Annotated in this window: 18 protein-coding genes; 6 read left to right on the plus strand and 12 right to left on the minus strand. The window is 48.0% G+C overall.

Features of this window, described 5'->3' with window-relative positions; all coding sequences use genetic code 11:
* The coding region (locus tag QZT80_RS01235; RefSeq protein ID WP_295116807.1) for a hypothetical protein at positions 1–667 on the plus strand (667 nt) is incomplete at its 5' end.
* Here QZT80_RS01235 and QZT80_RS01240 read toward each other — a convergent pair.
* From QZT80_RS01240 to murC, 7 genes are all read right to left on the minus strand, one after another.
* On the minus strand, positions 664–1287 hold the full coding sequence (locus QZT80_RS01240; RefSeq protein ID WP_295116809.1) for a DUF4230 domain-containing protein: 624 nt from the start codon (positions 1285–1287) through the stop codon (positions 664–666). The genes QZT80_RS01235 and QZT80_RS01240 overlap by 4 nt on opposite strands.
* 83 nt (positions 1288–1370) lie before the next feature.
* On the minus strand, positions 1371–2219 hold the full coding sequence (locus QZT80_RS01245; protein ID WP_295116812.1) for an AraC family transcriptional regulator: 849 nt from the start codon (positions 2217–2219) through the stop codon (positions 1371–1373).
* Between the two features lie 222 nt (positions 2220–2441).
* Positions 2442–5291: a prolyl oligopeptidase family serine peptidase gene (locus QZT80_RS01250; protein WP_295116814.1), complete on the minus strand. Its 2850-nt coding sequence runs from the start codon at positions 5289–5291 to the stop codon at positions 2442–2444.
* Between the two features lie 89 nt (positions 5292–5380).
* A complete protein-coding gene (locus tag QZT80_RS01255) occupies positions 5381–6280 on the minus strand; it encodes a DMT family transporter (RefSeq protein WP_295116816.1) in 900 nt (299 codons plus the stop codon).
* Between the two features lie 36 nt (positions 6281–6316).
* Positions 6317–7066, minus strand: a complete 750-nt coding sequence (locus tag QZT80_RS01260; RefSeq protein ID WP_295116818.1) for a polyprenol monophosphomannose synthase — start codon at positions 7064–7066, stop codon at positions 6317–6319.
* A 73-nt stretch (positions 7067–7139) separates the two neighbouring features.
* Positions 7140–7910, minus strand: a complete 771-nt coding sequence (locus QZT80_RS01265; RefSeq protein WP_295116819.1) for a 3'-5' exonuclease — start codon at positions 7908–7910, stop codon at positions 7140–7142.
* 58 nt (positions 7911–7968) lie between these two features.
* Complete coding sequence (gene murC / locus QZT80_RS01270; RefSeq protein ID WP_295116821.1) at positions 7969–9321, minus strand: Mur ligase family protein; 1353 nt, start codon at positions 9319–9321, stop codon at positions 7969–7971.
* A 329-nt stretch (positions 9322–9650) separates the two neighbouring features.
* Between murC and ytxJ the strand changes: the two genes are divergently transcribed.
* The 4 genes from ytxJ to QZT80_RS01290 all read left to right on the plus strand — a co-directional run bounded on the left by ytxJ (position 9651) and on the right by QZT80_RS01290 (position 11533).
* Positions 9651–9992 carry a bacillithiol system redox-active protein YtxJ gene (gene ytxJ / locus QZT80_RS01275; protein WP_295116824.1) on the plus strand — a complete coding sequence of 114 codons (342 nt, stop codon included), beginning with the start codon at positions 9651–9653 and terminating at the stop codon, positions 9990–9992.
* A gap of 95 nt (positions 9993–10087) precedes the next feature.
* Positions 10088–10648, plus strand: coding sequence for a UbiX family flavin prenyltransferase (locus tag QZT80_RS01280; RefSeq protein WP_295116826.1), 561 nt, complete (start codon positions 10088–10090; stop codon positions 10646–10648).
* 36 nt (positions 10649–10684) lie between these two features.
* On the plus strand, positions 10685–11110 hold the full coding sequence (gene aroQ / locus QZT80_RS01285) for a type II 3-dehydroquinate dehydratase (RefSeq protein WP_295116827.1): 426 nt from the start codon (positions 10685–10687) through the stop codon (positions 11108–11110).
* Between the two features lie 75 nt (positions 11111–11185).
* Positions 11186–11533 (plus strand): hypothetical protein, encoded by a 348-nt coding sequence (locus QZT80_RS01290; protein ID WP_295116828.1) that lies wholly within the window; start codon positions 11186–11188, stop codon positions 11531–11533.
* Positions 11534–11924: 391 nt separating this feature from the next.
* Here QZT80_RS01290 and bioB read toward each other — a convergent pair whose 3' ends face one another.
* From bioB to QZT80_RS01315, 5 genes are all read right to left on the minus strand, one after another.
* Positions 11925–12920: a biotin synthase BioB gene (gene bioB / locus QZT80_RS01295; RefSeq protein WP_295116830.1), complete on the minus strand. Its 996-nt coding sequence runs from the start codon at positions 12918–12920 to the stop codon at positions 11925–11927.
* Between the two features lie 330 nt (positions 12921–13250).
* The gene (locus QZT80_RS01300) at positions 13251–14351 is read right to left on the minus strand and encodes a M42 family metallopeptidase (protein ID WP_295116832.1); all 1101 of its coding nucleotides are present in this window, start codon (positions 14349–14351) and stop codon (positions 13251–13253) included.
* Between the two features lie 42 nt (positions 14352–14393).
* Complete coding sequence (locus tag QZT80_RS01305) at positions 14394–15260, minus strand: UbiA family prenyltransferase (RefSeq protein WP_295116835.1); 867 nt, start codon at positions 15258–15260, stop codon at positions 14394–14396.
* A gap of 5 nt (positions 15261–15265) precedes the next feature.
* On the minus strand, positions 15266–16804 hold the full coding sequence (locus QZT80_RS01310) for an acyl-CoA carboxylase subunit beta (RefSeq protein ID WP_295116837.1): 1539 nt from the start codon (positions 16802–16804) through the stop codon (positions 15266–15268).
* A 100-nt stretch (positions 16805–16904) separates the two neighbouring features.
* Positions 16905–17354: a hypothetical protein gene (locus QZT80_RS01315; protein ID WP_295116839.1), complete on the minus strand. Its 450-nt coding sequence runs from the start codon at positions 17352–17354 to the stop codon at positions 16905–16907.
* Positions 17355–17869: 515 nt separating this feature from the next.
* Between QZT80_RS01315 and QZT80_RS01320 the strand changes: the two genes are divergently transcribed.
* A complete protein-coding gene (locus tag QZT80_RS01320; protein ID WP_295116841.1) occupies positions 17870–18913 on the plus strand; it encodes an acyl transferase in 1044 nt (347 codons plus the stop codon).
* Positions 18914–18917 lie beyond the last annotated feature (4 nt).

Below are 18917 nucleotides of genomic sequence, written 5' to 3' on the forward strand. Positions count from 1 at the left end.
GAAATACACTCTGCTGGCCTATCTGCAGGAAATAAGCAAATATTTTAACGAGAACAAGCTATACCCGCAACTGGCGGACGTTGTGTTCCATTACAACAACCTGGTGGCGTTTAAGGAGAACAAAAAAATCCTGCAGCAGCAGTTCCCCAAAACGCTTACGGTGGTGAACCTGGAGCGGCTGCAACTCCTTTACGAACAAATGATTGCCGATGATGCGGTGATGACGGAGATGGAAGACATCATTCAATTTGCGATCAAAAAAATGGACAATACCATTAAAAACGGTACGGGCATCTATGAATTTGTGGAAGAACAATTGAATATCAGTCCCGTAGGACTGGTGCCGCTGGACATGCAGGAGGGATATATGCTGCTTTGCGACGGGCGTTACAGCGATACGCTGGTTTACTACTACCGCCTCACCATTTTCGAGCGGCATGATGAGAAGTACCGCGGTATACACACCCAATACCTGGACGCCTACACCCAAAGTTTGGTGAATACCTGCGAGAACATTAAGTCTGAATTGATCCGTACCCGGCGGGAGCATATGCCTAACCCGGCCGTTTACAAGGTAGAAACCGACCTGGTGTTCCCGGTAACGGAAACACTGTTGCCCATTGCCAAACGGTCGCTGGTGAAGTACCTGACCATCAACGCGGCCTAGTCTTTTTTAAGCGGTAATATCGTAACAGCGGGATCGCTGCCGAACTTTACCTGCACCTCGTAATCGAGGGGCGTGTAATAACGTGCTATCACGTTCTTGATCTTGTCTTTGGACTGTTGCAGGTAAGTGACGTTCTGCTCCATCTGCTCGCGGGAGGTTTGGTACAATTTCTTCTGCACATCGGTATAGGTATCGTCATTAGAGGTAATGAACAAGCCTTTGCGATTAGACGTTTCCATTCTATCGATGCGTAATTCGTAACTAAGCAGTTTAGGGGCCGGTAAATGAACGATCACCTTTTTTTGACTCACATCTACCTCGAAATTCTTTTCGTCGATATTTACGCCGTATTTCGCGGTGTAAGGTACATTTACCCAGATGGTGTTCTCCATGAAAGCTTTCTTCATGTTATCACTCCAGCTGCCATCACCTTCCACATTACTGCGTTTAATGCTGGCGTTGCCCTGTACCTCCAGCGAGGCCAGTTCGGCAATTTCGCGAACGATGTAACTGTTGGAAAGTACCTGCTGGCTCACAGTTTTACCGCCAAACTGTTTGCCGATAAAGAAGATGCCTACGAAAGCAAGGATGATAATAAGCCAGAGAAGAATTTTTTTCATATCGATAAAAGTAAAGCTTAAATCATACCAAAAAAAATCCCGGCACCTTGGGAGTACCGGGACCTGTATGCACTAAACTAGGGTTAATTGAAGGCCGTTTTGTACTGGGGATACATTGTTTCCGCCAGCTTGAATATTTTGCGCAGTGATACCTGCGGTGTTTTAGGTTCTTTCTCCGTTTTTGGCGCGCCGAAGTACAGGAAGTCTTTAATGAAGTGGTTCTGATCGCCATAACCACAATCCTGCAACACATTCTGCCATTGCTGGGTGTGCATGTCTTCTTTAATGCTCTGCATAGCGGTGTTGAAGCGGGCAATACGTCCGTACATCTGCGGTGTTAAACCCGTAACTTCCATAAAGCGCCTTTCGAGTGTGTGGCGGGAAGTTTTGAAGTACAGGGCAACGCTCTCCATGTCTACATTGCCGTTTTGCAATAGCAGGTGTTCCAGGATCTCGTCTACGCCTTGCAGCGAACGTTCCTGTTCCTTCAGCGCTTTTTCCAGCGCACGGTCCAGTAACGATACTATATCATCGGTAGTAGCCAGTTCGCGGCCCAGGTATTTCCATTGGCCTGCGTCCAGCTTGCTAAGGTCGCGGTAATAATTGGTAACGGTGTCCATGCTAAGGCCTAACAGGCGATGACTGCCGCATACATTTAACTGCACTACCACAGCCGAGCTGGGGCCGGTCATTTTCACAGAGCCGGAGCAGGTAAAAGGACCTACAACTGAAGCCTCTGGCAAAGTAAATGGAGCATGGTCGGACGGACGGAAAGTAATTTCACCCTTTAATACAAATACCAGGTATTGGTTTCCAAGGGAAAACAACTGCTGCTGGGCAAATGTGGTGTCGGCACTAAAATCCTCCAGCAAAACGTATTGCTGCACAAATGGATTTAACGACTGTTTGGGAAGAAACTGTTGGATATTCATAGGTCTAGGTTTTCAGGTTTGTCTTCAATGCTGTTTCAGCTACTCAAATAGAACATTCGTATGTAAATATAGTAAATTAATCATATTAGAAAAATAAATTTTGGAAGATGGGGTTAACGCCTTGTTAATGAATATCTTAATTTTTGTGAGCTTGATAGTCAGTTAATTAGCATGAAAAAGCCCCGGCCATTGAGCCGGGGCTTTACATTATTCAATTGAATATCATTGTGCTGCGGCAGGGTCAAATCCCCAGTTACGGCCTTTTTCTACAGCCGGTAAACCGTACTTGATCCACTGTGCAGGCGGTGCGCCTTTCAGCATATAATCGAAGAACTGCTGCTCACGTACCTGGATATCTTTACGGTTCTGCCTTTGCACCAGGTTATGGGCTTCGTTATTATAGTTAAGCATCCATACGGGTTTGCCCAGGCGGCGAAGACCAGTGAACAGTTCTATACCCTGGTACCAGGGTACGGCGCCATCGGCATCGTTGGCCATAATGACCAGCGGCGTGTTCACTTTAGGAAGATGGAACAGCGGAGAGTTCTCTATATATAACTCTGGTTTTTCCCAAAGCGTAGCGCCAATACGGCTTTGTGTATGTTCATACTGGAACTGCCTGTTCATCCCGCTTTCCCAGCGGATACCGCCGTAAGCGCTGGTCATGTTAGCTACGGGAGCGCCTGCCCACGCGGCTTTGAACAAGTTAGTGCGGGTGATCAGGTAGGCTACCTGGTAACCACCCCAGCTCTGTCCCTGTATACCCATGTTTGCTTTATCGGCCCATGGATTTTTAGCCAGTGCTTCGGCACCGCTTACAATGTAATCGTAAGCACTTTCGCCGGGATGACCGATTTCGTAGCTGATATCCGGTGCCAGTACGAGGTAACCGCGGCTAACGAAGAAGCTGATGTTAAGTCTGGATGGGGTAGGCGCCGGTGGCTGGTAGCTGTATAAACCGTCTGTAAGTTTCTCATAGAAATAAAACAGTACGGGGTATTTTTTCGTGGGATCAAAGTTTTCCGGTTTGTACAGGATGCCTTCGGTCTGCCTGCCCTTAAATGTTGTCCATTTAAACAGTTCGGCCGTACCCCAGTTATACTCCGCCTGTTGCGGGTTAATGGCGCTGAGTTTCACTGCATCGGCAAAGTTTTTACCGGCGTATACGTCCGGACTTTGTGTATAACTCATTTTCTGGAATACATACACATCGGCATTCTTTGCCTTCTCGGTTCCCAGGTAACCGTTTGGCCCCAGCACCAGTTGCTGTACACCTTTTTTATCCCCCAGTTTAAGGCTGTAATAACCATTGTATTTAGTGCTGTCGCCGTAAGCGGAAAGCAGCATATTTTGTTTTAGTTTGATAGATTTTTCTTCGCGGTCGGGTTTAATGTAACGCAGCGTCAGTTTGTTTTTGCGGCCGTAACCGCCGGTTATCATTACCGGGGTTTCTTTACCCAGCGGATCCACCTGCCAGATGTCGAATTTGTCGTAAACGTACAGGTACTTGTCACCGTCGAGCCAGGTAGGCGCGCCATAGGGCGATGGTGCATCGGGAACGTCGTTATCCTCGTCGTACAGTGGTACGGGGATAGCAGTGGTTACTTCGCGGGTGATGCCTGTAGCCACTTCGTACGTGAAGTACTGCTGTTTTTCCAGGTCGTACCAGCTAAAGAACTTGCCAAGGGGCGATATGTTTTGCAGGCCGCTCAGTTTTTCTTTGATCACTTTGCGTTCGCCGGTAACGGTGTTGATGAGGAACAGGGTTTTGAGCGTACGGCCGGTCCACTGCATCGCAATGCGCTGGTCGTAGTCGCTGTATCCAAGTGCGTACGTGGCGCTGTTGTCGTCAGGGTACATCAGCTGCTCCAGCTTTTTATCAGCCAGTTGAATGATTTGTTGGCTGGCCGGATAATATACGGCTGCATAACTTCTCTTCAGGTCCTGGTCCAGTCTTTTCAGCTGCATGGTTTGCAGGTAATCGTCCTGGTAGTGCCAGATGTCTACTTTCGCTACTTCGAAATCAACAATGTTCGTGTCTTTGGGGGCAGCAACAGGGGCCGTACCGAAAAACAGTTTTTTACCGTCTTTCGAGAAGCTGAGCGAACCGTTTTCTGCCACGCCCCATTTGGCAGGAATGCCTTTGCTGTTGTTGTCCACTACTACCACAGCACTGTCTGCGCCGGGTTTGTAGTAATAGAGTTTGTAGAATTTCTGGATCGCTTTAGCGCTGTCGCGTTCACCGAGGTAAGCCACTTGCGCGCCCTGATCGTCGAACATAAACAGTTTGTAATTACCGGTGCCGCGGTTCAGTGTATCGGCCTTGCGCGCTGTTACGTCCCACAGCCATACGCCGGGCCTTAACAGCGAGTCCTTTTTATTATAACTGGTAACCAGTAACAGTTTATTACCAGGTTTGCTGAAGGTATAATCTGTTACGTTCTTTACCGTATCAATATTATTTTTCTTGTAGTTGAAGATAACGAGGTTGCCGCTTTCGGCAGGTTTATCGCCCCCTGGTTTATCATCGTCTGCATCGGTATTGTCGAAATGCGGCTGACCTTTCAATTCGCGTTTAGCTTTGCTGGTATCGGCCTTTGGTTTCTCCAGCAGGTAAGCTATGACGCCGCTGCCTTTTTCCGGCGTTTTAAATGATTTCACCTGCGGGGTGCGAATGATCTCGCTGCTGCCCAGCAATACCATGCCCATGGTATCTTTTGGCATTTCGTCCGGCTTCTTCTTTTTGATACGTGCCTGGCGGGTTTCTTTAAAGGCCGGCTTGATGGTGAACAGTACGTAGCGACTGTCTTCCGTAATAGAAGGACTGGTGCCGCGGGGGACTACCAGCTTTTGCTGGCCTTTGGTATCGGTAATAACCAGGGTGGCGTCGCCTTCCTGTGGCTGAATTACGTAAGCCAGCCATTTACCGTCATTACTTAGCGTTTTGGCACCTATGCTTTGCCAGCCATCGTATACGTTGTGGTCGAGTGGTTTTTTGCCTGCTTGTTGTGCATAGGTATATGCAGGCGACAGTAAAAGTAAAACCGCACTTCTTCTTAAAAATGCCCTCATAAACAGAAATAAATGGTTTTAGATCTTGATTGTCCTCAAATTATAAAAATATGGCGGGCTATTGTTCCCGCTTATGTAAATTCCGGTAATCAGGCTGCAATGGCAGTGCGTTTGGCCCTTTTATTCCCGTAAAACACCTTTATCATCTGAAATATTACTGATAAAAGGATGAGCGACAGGCCAATATAGAATTTACTGGTCAGGTGCTCGTTTTCATGAAACAGGATAAAAGCCAGTGCAATGGTGTAAAGCGGCTCCAGGTTAAACGTAAGATTTACCGTAAAGGCCGATATTTTGTGCAGCGAGTTCATTTGGAACTGGTACAGCAGCACGGTACAGAAAATGGCCAGTATAAGCAGGTAAATCGTATCGCTCAGGTTGGGTAACAGGGGGCCGGTAGATGGAAAGGCCATGAAGTAAAGCGGCATCAGCACCGTTAGTCCCAGGAAACCGATGCCCAGTTCATAAAACGTGAGTGTTTTCGTATCGTGTTTAACTACCAGTCTTTTATTGAAGATGGTGAATAATGCCGCAAACATGGCCGAAATAACGCCCAGTATAATACCCGTCTGGTAGCGCGTATCAAAATGAAAAATAAGATAGATGCCACCCAGGGTGAGCAGGCTTAACAGCAGTTCGGTAACATCGAACTTTCTACCGGTTATAACCGGTTCGAGAAAGGCGGTGAAGAAGCTGGTGAGTGAAAAGCATACTACGCCGATCGTAGCGTTAGCGTATTTAATGCTGGCATAAAAGAATACCCAGTGTAAGGCGATCACCAGTCCGGTGCCGCCAACAGGAATAATATCTTTTACGGCAAGTTTCTTAAGAGCGCCCTGGAAGCGGAAGAGGAAGTACAGGGCGATAACGGTAAATAACATGCGGTACCATGTAATAAGTCCTCCGCTCAGATCGATCAGTTTGCCCAGGATACCTGTAAAACCTGCCAGGAATACTGCCAGGTGTAATTGTATAAATGCTTTTTTCATTCCTGCGCTCAGTGCCATGGCGCATGGCCAGGCTTATCAGTTGTTCTCGTTCTTTACTTTGCCGGCATAGTTGCGGAAGATGCTTTGCCACTGAATTTTCAGTACACCCAACACGCCTTCTTTTACTATGTTCTTGCTCATTTTGGAGTAACCTTCTACTCTCTCAATAAAGGTGATAGGTACTTCTACAACTTTGAAACCCAGTTTCCAGGCGGTAAATTTCATTTCTATCTGGAAAGCATAACCCACAAACTGAATTTCGTCGAGGTTAATGGTTTCCAGCACTTCTCTTTTATAGCAAACAAAGCCTGCGGTGGCGTCTTTTACATGTATCCAGGTAACCATCCTTACATAAACGGAGGCACCGTAGGAGAGCAGCGCACGGTTCCATGGCCAGTTTTTGGTACCACCGCCTTTCACATAACGTGAGCCTACCGAGAGGTCGGCACCTTCTACCGCGCAGGCGTGGTGCAGTCGTACCAGGTCGGCCGGCGCATGCGAAAAGTCGGCGTCCATTTCAAATATGTACTGATAACCTTTGGCCAGTGCCCATTTAAACCCGTGGATGTAAGCTGTGCCGAGCCCCAGTTTGCCGGTACGTTCTTCCAGGAAAAGTTCCCCGGAATACTGTGCCTGCAGTTCTTTCACAATATTACCGGTACCATCGGGCGAGCCGTCGTCTATGATCAGCACATGAAAATTCTGTTTCAGATCAAATACAGCTGCGATGATTTTCCGAATATTGTCCTTCTCGTTATAAGTAGGTATGATGACAAGCTTTTCCAATCAGGTTGTTCATTTAGGATGGCGAAAATAGTATAAATATGCTGTAATCAGTGATTCACACTATCATGTATTATCATTTTTTTAACATCATTTTGGTATAGATCTCGGAGAGTTTCTGCTTGGTATTCAGCGGGAAGTCGGCCTTCATCATCCAGTCGTAGTATTGAGGCTCAAGCTTTAATACCTCTCTTACGGCGCGGCCTTTGTATTTACCGAAGTTAAAGGTTTCCTGACCACCCTGCATGATAATACGGCGGGCAAAGTCCACAAAATCCTCTTCTTTGGTGAAGTCGGCCAGGGAATTTACGTCAGCCTTCAGGTTGTCGTAACGGCCCAGTTGCGCTTCCAGTATCTCGAACGTAGCGCTGGCATCGGCTTCGGCGCTATGTGCGTTTTCGAGTATCTTATCGCAGTAAAACTTGTAGGCGGCCGACAAAGTGCGTTTCTCCATCAGGTGGAAAATCTTCTGCACATCAATAAACTTACGGCTGGTAATGTCGAAAGGCAGCTCTACCCGCAGGAACTCTTCCACCAGCAGGGGGATATCGAAACGGTTGGAATTGTATCCCGCCAGGTCGCAATTCTCCAAAAACTGGCGCAATTCGTTGGCCACTTCCTTAAACAGGGGTTCATCTTTCACATCTTCGTCCGAAATACCGTGGATATTGGTAGTTACAGGCGGGATGGGCATGCCTGGGTTGATGCGCTTTACTTTCTTTTGCACGCTTCTGTCCGGGAATACTTTAACGATGGCAATTTCGATAATGCGGTCGGTAGCCACGTTAGTACCGGTAGTTTCGAGGTCAATAAAGGCCAGCGGGCGATTTAACTGTAAAGCAGACATATAAGGGAGTTTCAGTAGACTGCCGCGTTTCCTAAAGGCCTGCGCGGCAGTGCTGTTGTTATAAATATTTTTTTAAAGAGGCGAAGTCAAGCCCGTCGTAGGTGCCAGAACTCATAAGCAGCAGGTTGGCATCCTGGTACGATTGCTGATCGAGCCAGGTGACCAGCGCTTCGTTGGAGGTAATAACCTGCAGATCAGCGCGTTTGAAGCCATCGTAGATCGCTTCTACCGGTAAATCGGGCATCCTTTTTATTTCCAGGGCGTGTTTGCTGTAAAATACGACCGCTTTGTCTGCCGGGTCCATCGCCCCTGCATATTCTGTTAAAAAGTCGCGGTTCAGGCTGCTGTAAGTGTGCAATTCCAGCACAGCGATCAGTTTTCTGCCAGGGTACTGCGATTTCAGGGCCTGCATGGTGGCTTTTACCTTGGAAGGGGCATGGGCAAAGTCGCGGTAAATAGCGCAATGATCGTTCTTACCTATGAGTTCCAGCCTTTTAGCGGCGCCCGTAAAGGATGATATGGCAGCCAGGAAGCTTCTTACATCTACGCCCAGCTCGCGGCATACATGCCAGGCGGCGTTAATGTTCATGAGGTTGTGTTCCCCAAAAACCTGCAGTCCGGTGCTGTGACCATCCAATATTATTGTTGTAACACCGTTATCTATACTGTTCACAGGGACCTCGTAGGGCAAAAGAGCCAGGTGACCGGCTTCTTTCTCTACCAGTTCCTTCAGAACAGGATCGCTGCTATTATATATCAGCTTTCCGCCAGGCTCCATCGTACGGAGGAAAATGGCAAACTGCTCTTTGTAATTTTCGAATGTTGGGAAAACATTGATATGGTCCCACGCAATACCGCTCAGCACCGAAATGTGCGGGTGCAGGAAGTGGAACTTAGGCCTTCTTTCAATAGCCGATGCAGGGTACTCATCTGCCTCGCAAACAATAAGCGGGGCGGAGGTGATGTTAACCGACTGGGAGAAACCTTCCAGTTTTGCACCCACCAGGTAGTCAAAGTCCTTTTGCAGGGCCTTTAACACATGCATGATCATGGAGGTAATGGTGGTTTTACCATGACTGCCCCCAATAGCTACCCGGGTTTTCTGCTGACTTTCCTGGTAAATGTACTCAGGAAAGGAGTAGATCTTAAGGCCCAGTTCCCTGGCTTTCTCCAGTTCAGGGTTGTCGCCCCGGGCATGCATGCCCAGGATTACGGCGTCCAGGTCGGGGGTAATACGGGTTGCGTCCCAGCCAATAGCGGGGGGCATAATGCCAACTGTGGTAAGGTTAGTGGTAGCGGGGTCGAATATTTCATCGTCGCTGCCGGTTACCTGGTAACCTTTTAGTTTGAGGGCGATTGCCAGTTGGTGCATAACGCTGCCGCCTATAGCGATAAAGTGTACCTTTGCCATAATTTTCCGGAGCAAAAACCTTAACTTGGTAACAGTTACTTTTCATTTGCAAGCTGTTAACAATACATAGGATTGTTTTTTGTAATATAAAAGTTATATTTGCAAAATAACGTTACAAAAAGGGATTTAAAAAGAGATATATCTATAGCCTATGAAAAATCATTCAAAAACAAAAGTAATCACAATGAGATCAAGTATCAGAATGGCAGGTGTTATATGTTTAATGGCGGTGATGGCTGCCATGTTCAGCTCCTGCGCTTCCCAGAAACTGGGTTGCCCGATGAAAATATCAAAAGCTCCGGTAACAGAAAAAAGCAAGAATTGTTAAGATGACGAATTGGATGGATTTGAAGAATGAAGAGCAGTTGAGCAAGATCCAGTCAGATTCGTTCCTGCATCCGGTGGTGATTTTCAAGCACAGTACGCGTTGTTCCATTAGTTCAATGGCAAAGTCGCGCCTGGATAAGGCTATAGCTCCGCAGGGTATGGATTTTTACTATCTCGATCTTATCAGGTTTCGCCCTGTCAGCGACCGGATAGCCGGGATGTTCAACGTACCTCACGAGTCGCCCCAGGTACTGGTAGTGAAAGATGGGAAGTGTGTGTACGACGAAAGCCATATGGGCATTACGATGGAGGCGATAGCGCAGCAGTCGGAAACAGGCAAATAACAAAGAAATTGATACAGAAGGCTGTTGTGTAGTAATACGCAACAGCCTTCTGCATATATTTATATAGCTTTGCCGGGTACAAAAGCCCTCCCGCAATGAAACATAGAATAGTAGTAGCCGTTACCGGGGCCAGTGGATCAATATACGCACGCCAGTTATTACAAAAACTGGCCAAAGCTTCCGGCCAGATCGACCAGGTGGCCATCGTGATGACGGAAAACGCCAAAACGGTATGGCAAACGGAACTGGACGAGGACGGTTATAAACAATTGCCTTTCCCTTTTTACTCCCAGCAGGACTTTCACGCGCCTTTTGCCTCTGGCTCAGGCCGTTTTGATACCATGATCATCTGTCCCTGCAGCATGGGTACCCTCGGGCGCATTGCCACCGGTATATCCAACGATCTTATTACCCGCGCGGCCGATGTGGTGCTCAAAGAGCGCCGCCGCCTTATCTGTGTGCTGCGTGATACACCGTATAACCTGGTACACATCCGCAATATGCAAACGGTAACCGAAGCCGGTGGTATTATATGTCCCGCTACACCTTCGTTTTATAGCAAACCCGCTACCATCGAAGATGTAGCAGCTACCGTAGTAGATCGTGTGCTGGACCTGGCAGGTATCCAACACGATACTTTCCGCTGGGGAGAATAAAATCACTATTTTAGGCATCTAATTTATCGAACACTCATGAAACTCGCTATCGTAAACGGTCCCAACCTCAACCTCCTGGGTAAACGCGAGCCTGGTATTTACGGAAACACCAGTGCCGAAGATTATTTCGCTACGCTGGTGGCCAAATATCCGCAGGTGGAGCTTACTTACTTCCAGCATAATGTGGAGGGAGAACTCATCAACTTCATCCACCAGGTAGGTTTTGATATAGACGGTATTATCCTCAATGCAGGCGCTTATACGCATACTTCCATCGCCCTGCGCGATGCTATTTCGGCCATCAACGCCCCGGTAGTGGAAGTGCATATCAGTAACGTACACGCCCGCGAAGAGTTCCGCCACGTGTCAATGATCGCCGCCAAGTGTGTGGGTGTTATTTGCGGACTGGGCATGACGGGTTACGCGCTGGCCGTTGAATATTTCCTGGAAAAGGGTAAATGATTAAATTTCTGCACTATATTTAAAGGGAAGGCACCGCGCTTTCCCTTTTTTATTGACCCCAAAACCTGCTGTATCATGAAAGTACTGCTCATCATCATTTCTTTCATTAATGGTGCTTATATGCTGCTCGACGGTGTATACGTAATAAGGACAGGCAAATACATCGGCCCTCCCCAACCCGGTCCCTGGGCGCAGTTGTTTAACAAATTCAATATCGATGTATTCAAACTCGGGCCACTTTTTATCGCTATCGGTGCCGCGTGGCTCATCTTCATTTACAGTTTGCTAACTTACCAGCCCTGGGCTTTTACGGCGGGCGTAGCGGCCGCGGTTCTCACACTTTGGTACTTACCTTTTGGGTCAGTGCTTTCGATTATCGTATTGGTTTTACTTTTTGTGAACCGGCAGCAGTTTAACTATTAAGCCGCCGTTGTGTCACTCCCTTCAGGGGTTGGAACAACATTGGGCAATGTTCAGTTCTACTAGTACTGCGGTGTATACACCGTACTGTAAATCTTAAGTTACGCATTTCAGCGGCAGAACAACAGTGGGCAGCTTTTGCAATTGCAGGCGTGACGGTGTGTACGCCGCCACTGTAAATCCGGGGCGCACTCCTTCCTTCCCGGATGCTGCTATTCATATGGTATAGACACCGAACAAATGTTACCGAAGCAAACGAAACAGAGGTTGGTACATAAATAAAAATAGCCTCTGAGAATTGTTTAAACGGGTACCCGGTTCCACAGGGATACAAATAAAAAGAGGCTGTATCGGACTTATGATACAGCCTCTTCCTATCTGCAAAGTATTTAACTTAAAATTCAACCGACATTGCTGCCTTCTCGTCCTTAAAAGCCTCTCTTGGTTTCAGGCCCAGTAACTGGAACATCATGTTGTCCTCATCGAAGGAAGGGTTAGGAGTGGTGAGCAGTTTGTCACCGGCGAAGATGGAATTGGCGCCTGCCATGAAGCAGAGTGCCTGCTCCGCCAGGCTCATTTCTGTTCTGCCGGCACTAAGGCGCACCATCGTGGCGGGCATGAGTATACGGGCAGTGGCTATCATCCTTACCATATCCCACATTTCTACTTTAGGAAGGTGGGAGAGCGGCGTGCCTTCCACTCTTACCAGTGCGTTAATGGGAACGGAGTCGGGGTGTTTGGGCATAGTGGCCAGCGTTTTCAGCATGTTGATCCTGTCTTCATGCGTTTCACCCAAACCAATAATACCGCCACAGCAAACGGTTACACCTGCTTTACGTACGTTGTCCAGCGTTTGCAGGCGATCGTCGTAAGTACGGGTAGTAATAATTTCGCTGTAATATTCGTCGCTGGTATCCAGGTTGTGGTTGTAGGAGTATAAACCGGCATCGGCCAGTTTCTTTGCCTGGTCTTCGGTAAGCATGCCCAGTGTGCAGCAAACTTCCATACCAATTTCGTTTACGCCTTTCACCATGTCGAGTACGCGGTCGAAGTCGCGGTTGTCGCGTACTTCGCGCCAGGCAGCACCCATGCAGAAGCGCGTAGAACCTGCCTGTTTCGCTTTGCGGGCATAGTCCATTACCTCGTCTTTTTTCATGAGGGCCTGTACATTAACACCGGTGTTGTAGCGGGCTGCCTGCGGACAATAAGCACAGTCTTCGGAGCAGCCGCCTGTTTTGATTGATAATAACGTACAAACCTGTACTTCTGCTGTATCCTGGTATTCGCGGTGAGCAGAAGCCGCGCGGTATATAAGTTCTAAAAGAGGTGTGTTATAAATTTCGTTGATTTCTTCAATGGTCCAGTCGTACCGGATCTGCACTGCCTGCATAAGCTGAAATTTTTAGTGGAACAAACATACAGTTTTAAATGGAAAAGTCTAACAGTTAGGAGTTTAAACATGTACCGTCGTAAATGAAGGGCTATTTGTATGAAATACAATGGCTTGGGTAATAGCGGGTGAGCGTGTTCACACCTGGTAAGTTGGCGGTGTTAACACCGCGGATGTGGTTGGATGCTCAAGTAGTCCGTACTGATTTATAAACTTTAAAGGTTGACGGTGTAAACACCGCACCCACAATCTCCTCCGATTATTTATCACGCCTGAAGGCAATAAAAAAGGCGGTGTATACACCGCCTTTCCTTAAATAGTTATCACCCGTTAAATATACCTGAAATTCGTTTTCGGCGTAATGTTCAACAGGGTCTGGTAAATCAGCATAATTGTACTTTCCACATCATCCTTCTTCACCATCTCCACCGTTGTATGCATATAACGCAAAGGCAGGCTGATAAGGGCAGAAGGCGTACCGTCGTTAGAGTAAGCAAAAGCATCTGTATCAGTACCAGTGCTGCGGCTTACCGCGTGGCGCTGGAATGGAATGCTGTTCTTCTCCGCAGTTTTAATGATCAGGTCGCGGAGGATGTTGTGTACGGCAGGACCGTAAGTAATACTGGGGCCGTTACCGCATTTAATCTCACCTTCGATGTTCTTGTTGATCATTGGTGTGGTGCTGTCGTGCGTTACGTCGGTGATGATCGCCACATTCGGTTTAATACGTTTGGCAATCATTTCTGCGCCGCGCAAACCTACTTCTTCCTGCACCGCGTTCACGATATACAGGCCGAATGGAAGTTTTTGCTTGTTCTCTTTCAGCAGTCGTGCTACCTCAGCGATCATGAAACCGCCAATACGGTTGTCTATCGCACGACAAATGAAGTAATCGTAATTCAGTTCTTCAAAGCCATCTTCGAAGGTAATCACACAACCTACGTGAATGCCCAGGTCTTCTACCTCTTTACGTGAACGTGCACCGCAATCGAGGAAGATGTTGTCCACTTTCGGTTGTGGCTCTTTACCGTCTGCACTGCGCATACGGGTGTGGATAGCCGGCCAGCCGAATACGGCTTTCACGATGCCCTTCTCGGTATGAATATTTACTCTTTTAGAAGGAGCGATCTGCTGGTCGGAGCCGCCATTGCGGATCACATATATCAAACCTTCGGGAGAGATATAGTTCACAAACCAGGAAATCTCGTCCGCATGTGCCTCTATTACTACTTTAAAAGGCGCGTCCGGATTAATGATGCCTACTGCCGATCCATAAGGATCTACATAAGTTTCATCGATATAGGGGGCCAGGTATTTCAGCCATAACTTCTGTCCTTCTTTCTCGAAACCGGTAGGAGAAGGGTTGTTCAGGTAAGTTTTAAGGAATGCCATTGATTCCTTTGTCAGTATGGATTTTTGCTTTTTAGCCATGGTTAATTTCTCTTAATATCAACAAAAATAAAGTAAAATGCTTTACCAGCCTGCAAGGAAGCCTGCATAATGCAGCAATGCCGATAACATCATCAACCCATCCAGGTAAAAGTAATATACATAATCGGATGCGTGCGTTTCTGAGTACCGTTTAACCATCGCTGTTATTGCCACCGGCACCAGTAGTGTGCCCACCAGCCACCCATCAACATAAAATAATAAACCTATTGCAAACACGGCTGCCAGAGCCACAGACAAATAATACAGCCGGCTCACGCCCTTGTCGTTAAACCAGGTAATCAGGCTGCGGATGCCTTGTTTTTTATCCTCTTCCCGGTCGCGGTTGTCGAATAAAATGCAAATGGCGTAGATAAGAAAGAAACGGTGAAGTGTAAGCAATGTAAGGCTGGCGCTATGGATATTGCCCGCCACCAGCGCTGGTAATACGGTTGTTACGTAAGTCCATACGAACGTAAGGAACAGCGTTTTGCCGATAGCGATTTTCCGTAGCCAGATAAAGGGCTTGTAGGCCAGTTTAGGTGCCGAATACAAAAACGTGAGGAAGATGGCACCGCTCACTGGTAGCCAGTGCTGTTGCAGCGGCAGGTAATACCATAACGAGCCAAGCAGTCCAATGGCGCAGAGCAACAGTTGCAGCGCTCTTTGCCGCTGGCCCCACGATAAACGGTGCGAAATGTCGTCGGCTCCGGGTGGCGTGAGGTACCAGTGAAAGTTATAACTGCATATGGTAGCGAAAAATACAAAGCCGTAAAACGTATTGTAGTCATACTGAAGGTGCAGCAATTCATTGCTTTGCCAGGTCATGGCAACCGCACAAAAGGCGATGTAAACCGAACTGAAAAGCAGGAAATTGAACAGGCTTTGTAGTATGCTTAAAATGCGGTGCATAAATGCTAAAGCGGAATATTACCGTGTTTTTTACGCGGCATGTTTACCACTTTGTTCTCCAGCATCTTAAATCCTTTGATCAGTTTCTTACGCGCCTGGTCGGGCACTATCACTTCGTCTATATACCCTTTTTCTGCTGCCAGGTAAGGGTTAGAGAAACGTTTCGTGTATTCGTCGGTCAGTTCGTTCATGCGTACTTCCGCATTGGGGGCTGCATCAATATCTTTTTTAAAGATGATCTCTACTGCTCCCTTAGCGCCCATTACCGCAATCTCCGCCTGTGGGAAAGCGAAGTTAAGGTCGGCGCCAATGTGTTTGGAGTTCATTACACAGTAAGCGCCGCCATAGGCCTTACGGGTAGTGAGGGTGATACGGGGCACGGTGGCCTCGCTGAGCGCATACAGGAGTTTTGCACCATTGGTGATAATCCCGTTCCACTCCTGGTCGGTACCGGGCAAAAAGCCGGGTACATCTACCAGCACCAGCAATGGAATATTGAACGCATCACAGAAGCGGGTAAAACGGGCCGCTTTCACGGAGGCGCGGATGTCCAGTACGCCGGCCAGGTGCGCTGGCTGGTTGGCTACAATGCCAATGCTACGGCCGCCGATACGCGCAAAACCTACGATAATATTTTCAGCAAAGTCTTTATGTACTTCTAAAAAGCTCTCCGCATCCACCAGCTCTTCTATCACCTCTTTCATGTCATAAGGCTGGTTGGGATTTTCAGGGATGAGTGTGTTGAGCGTGGTCCTTGTTTCGTCGGCTGCCTCGTAAGGGTACACCGGCGCATCGTCTTCACAGTTCTGCGGCATATAACTCAGCAGTTGTTTCAGGTGACGGATGCACTCCAGTTCGTCGGCACAGGCAAAATGTGTAACACCGCTTTTGGAGGCATGCGTTTGCGCACCGCCCAGTTCCTCGGAGGTTACTTCTTCATGCGTAACGGTTTTAACTACGTTAGGGCCGGTTACGAACATGTAAGAGGTTTGTTCTACCATCAGCACAAAGTCGGTCATAGCAGGTGAATATACCGCACCGCCCGCACAGGGTCCCATGATGGCGGATAGTTGGGGTACAACACCGGAGGCGCGTACGTTGCGGTAAAAAATGTCGGCATAACCGCCAAGACTTACCACCCCTTCCTGTATCCTGGCGCCGCCGCTATCGTTGAGGCCGATAATGGGCGCGCCGTTCTGCATGGCCAGGTCCATGATCTTTACGATCTTTTCTGCATGCGGTTCGCTGAGGCTGCCACCGTACACGGTAAAATCCTGCGAGTAAACATATACCAGCCTGCCATTCACAGTTCCATAACCGGTAACTACGCCATCACCGAGGAATGCTTCCTGGTCGGCCGTGAGTCCCTTGTTGTTATTGCTTACCAGCATGCCCATTTCTTCGAAAGAGCCTTCGTCGAGCAGCAGTTTAAGCCGTTCGCGCGCGGTAAGTTTGCCTTTTTTGTGCTGGGAATCTATGCGTGCCTGGCCGCCGCCTAACATGGCAGCTTCCGTTTTTGTATGCAGTTGTTCTATTTTGCTCATGGACCTGAAAATGAGGAGTAAAGCTAAAAAATAAAAGGATTCCCGCCGCCGGGAATCCTTTTATTTATATGAACCGCCATGGTGGCGGGTATAATGCATGTTAGTTGCGATAAACACGAATTTTGGGCGTACTCACGGTATCGCTGATGTTACCGGCATTGTCCTCGATATAGATATTGTAGTACAGCGAATCTGGTTCGAGGTTTGATTCTGAGTTAGGTTGCAGGAAGTTATTGTCGAGTACTACCTGTACCTGGGCTGTAAGGCTCGTGCCTTTGTAGGCGCCAATGCCCGGCATGTCACGGATGTCGTATGGGCGTTCGGTAGAAGGGGTGGTCCACTTCGTTTGTATATAGAGGGCGTTCTCAATATCGCCGTCACCGTCTTTTACATCGAGCGTAATCAGCATTACACCCTGGTAATTCGCTGGTATTTCCGCCAGGGAAAACTCTTTAAATGTAACCTGTGGCTTATCTCCTTTCGCATCATCCTTTTTACAGGCCATCAGACCTATAGCTAAAACTGCCGTTAAAACATACAATTTCTTCATATAACAAACCTACGTTAATTTAACCAATATGCCAATATGTGGGAGGCGTAGCGCTTCCTGTTAATTAAACGCACAAGCGCCCTGTTTGTTACGCAGCACGACTCAATAATTTACGTCTTTTATCACCCTGGGGATGCCTGATCCTCCAAAAAGCGCCCGGTAGCCTTTTCGGGAGGTTATTCCCTGGATCTGTCGGGGTAGGTGGCCCCATCCTTTATCGATCTCTTATACAGGCACCGTATTAAAAACGTATCAAAACCATAGATAAACCGTCCCTTTAAAGATACGGCTCATATACGGCTTAACTACGGCTCATATACGGGACATCTCTAAGGGATCGGGCAACCTTGCCTGATCCTTTAGAGGTTTCTTATACAAACACCGTATTAAAAACGTATCAAAGCCATAGATAAACCATCTCTTTTAAGATATGGCTCATATATGGCTTAACTATGGCTCATATATGGCTTATATATGGGACATCTCTAAAGGATCGGGCCAGGGTCCCTACACCTTTGACGCACCATTTACATGTAAATCCTAACTTTGTGCCGGGCAAAAGTCCCGTTTACTTCATGGACCAGGCGTTTACAGACAGGATATTTACATTACAGGGGCAGGAACTGGAAAATGCGGCTATCGGGCTATTCCATTACCAGTACCGGGAAAACGATATTTACCGGGCATATGTGGATGCGCTGGGCGTAAATCCCGGGGCAATTACCTCCATTTACCGGATTCCCTACCTGCCTATCCAGTTTTTTAAGAGTCACCGTGTAACCTGCGGCCGCTTCGAACCCGAAGTGGTGTTTGAAAGCAGCGGTACCACTCAAACCGTTAACAGTCGCCATGAAGTAAAGGAGGCCGCTATCTACACCCGCAGTTTTCTCACCTGTTTCGAGCAGTTTTATGGTCCCGTAAGCGATTACGTGGTGTTGGGCCTGTTGCCTTCTTACCTCGAGCGCAAATCGTCCTCCCTGGTATATATGGTACAGGATATGATAGGCCGCAGCGGGCACCCGGAGAGCGGTTTTTACCTGTATGAGCACGAAAAACTCAAGGATACCCTCGAAGCACTGGAAGCCCGGGGCAAGCGGGTACTGCTCATTGGCGTTACTTTCGGCCTGCTCGACTTTGCCGCGGCTTACCAGTTGCAACTCTCCAATACCATTGTAATGGAAACCGGGGGAATGAAGGGTAGGAGAGAGGAATGGACACGTAACGAAGTGCATCAGTACCTGAAAGAACGCCTGGGTGTTGACGTAGTGCATGCGGAGTACGGCATGACCGAGTTGCTGAGCCAGGCTTACTCTGCCGGCGATGGGTTGTTCAAAACGCCTGCCTGGATGAAAGTGCTGGTACGTGATGAGAACGATCCTTTCCAGTTATCAGGCAGCTATGCTTCCGGGGTAATTAATGTGATTGACCTGGCTAATATCTATTCCTGCGCTTTTATTGCCACCGAGGATATTGGCCGTTTAAGGGAAGAGGGGAATTTTGAGGTATTGGGGCGCCTGGATAATTCGGCGCTGCGGGGATGTAGTTTGATGGTGAGCTGATCTA

Source organism: uncultured Chitinophaga sp. (genome assembly GCF_902168175.1).
Lineage (GTDB): Bacteria > Bacteroidota > Bacteroidia > Chitinophagales > Chitinophagaceae > Chitinophaga.

Excerpts from the sequence above, each read along its gene's own strand:
- QZT80_RS01255 (WP_295116816.1), bottom strand. The coding sequence starts at position 6,280 with ATGAAAAAAGCATTTATACAATTACACCTGGCAGTATTCCTGGCAGGT.
- QZT80_RS01300 (WP_295116832.1), bottom strand. The coding sequence starts at position 14,351 with ATGGCTAAAAAGCAAAAATCCATACTGACAAAGGAATCAATGGCATTC.
- aroQ (WP_295116827.1), top strand. The coding sequence starts at position 10,685 with ATGAAACTCGCTATCGTAAACGGTCCCAACCTCAACCTCCTGGGTAAA.
- QZT80_RS01240 (WP_295116809.1), bottom strand. The coding sequence starts at position 1,287 with ATGAAAAAAATTCTTCTCTGGCTTATTATCATCCTTGCTTTCGTAGGC.
- QZT80_RS01250 (WP_295116814.1), bottom strand. The coding sequence starts at position 5,291 with ATGAGGGCATTTTTAAGAAGAAGTGCGGTTTTACTTTTACTGTCGCCT.
- QZT80_RS01290 (WP_295116828.1), top strand. The coding sequence starts at position 11,186 with ATGAAAGTACTGCTCATCATCATTTCTTTCATTAATGGTGCTTATATG.
- murC (WP_295116821.1), bottom strand. The coding sequence starts at position 9,321 with ATGGCAAAGGTACACTTTATCGCTATAGGCGGCAGCGTTATGCACCAA.
- QZT80_RS01265 (WP_295116819.1), bottom strand. The coding sequence starts at position 7,910 with ATGTCTGCTTTACAGTTAAATCGCCCGCTGGCCTTTATTGACCTCGAA.
- QZT80_RS01315 (WP_295116839.1), bottom strand. The coding sequence starts at position 17,354 with ATGAAGAAATTGTATGTTTTAACGGCAGTTTTAGCTATAGGTCTGATG.
- QZT80_RS01310 (WP_295116837.1), bottom strand. The coding sequence starts at position 16,804 with ATGAGCAAAATAGAACAACTGCATACAAAAACGGAAGCTGCCATGTTA.
- QZT80_RS01245 (WP_295116812.1), bottom strand. The coding sequence starts at position 2,219 with ATGAATATCCAACAGTTTCTTCCCAAACAGTCGTTAAATCCATTTGTG.
- bioB (WP_295116830.1), bottom strand. The coding sequence starts at position 12,920 with ATGCAGGCAGTGCAGATCCGGTACGACTGGACCATTGAAGAAATCAAC.
- ytxJ (WP_295116824.1), top strand. The coding sequence starts at position 9,651 with ATGACGAATTGGATGGATTTGAAGAATGAAGAGCAGTTGAGCAAGATC.
- QZT80_RS01305 (WP_295116835.1), bottom strand. The coding sequence starts at position 15,260 with ATGCACCGCATTTTAAGCATACTACAAAGCCTGTTCAATTTCCTGCTT.
- QZT80_RS01280 (WP_295116826.1), top strand. The coding sequence starts at position 10,088 with ATGAAACATAGAATAGTAGTAGCCGTTACCGGGGCCAGTGGATCAATA.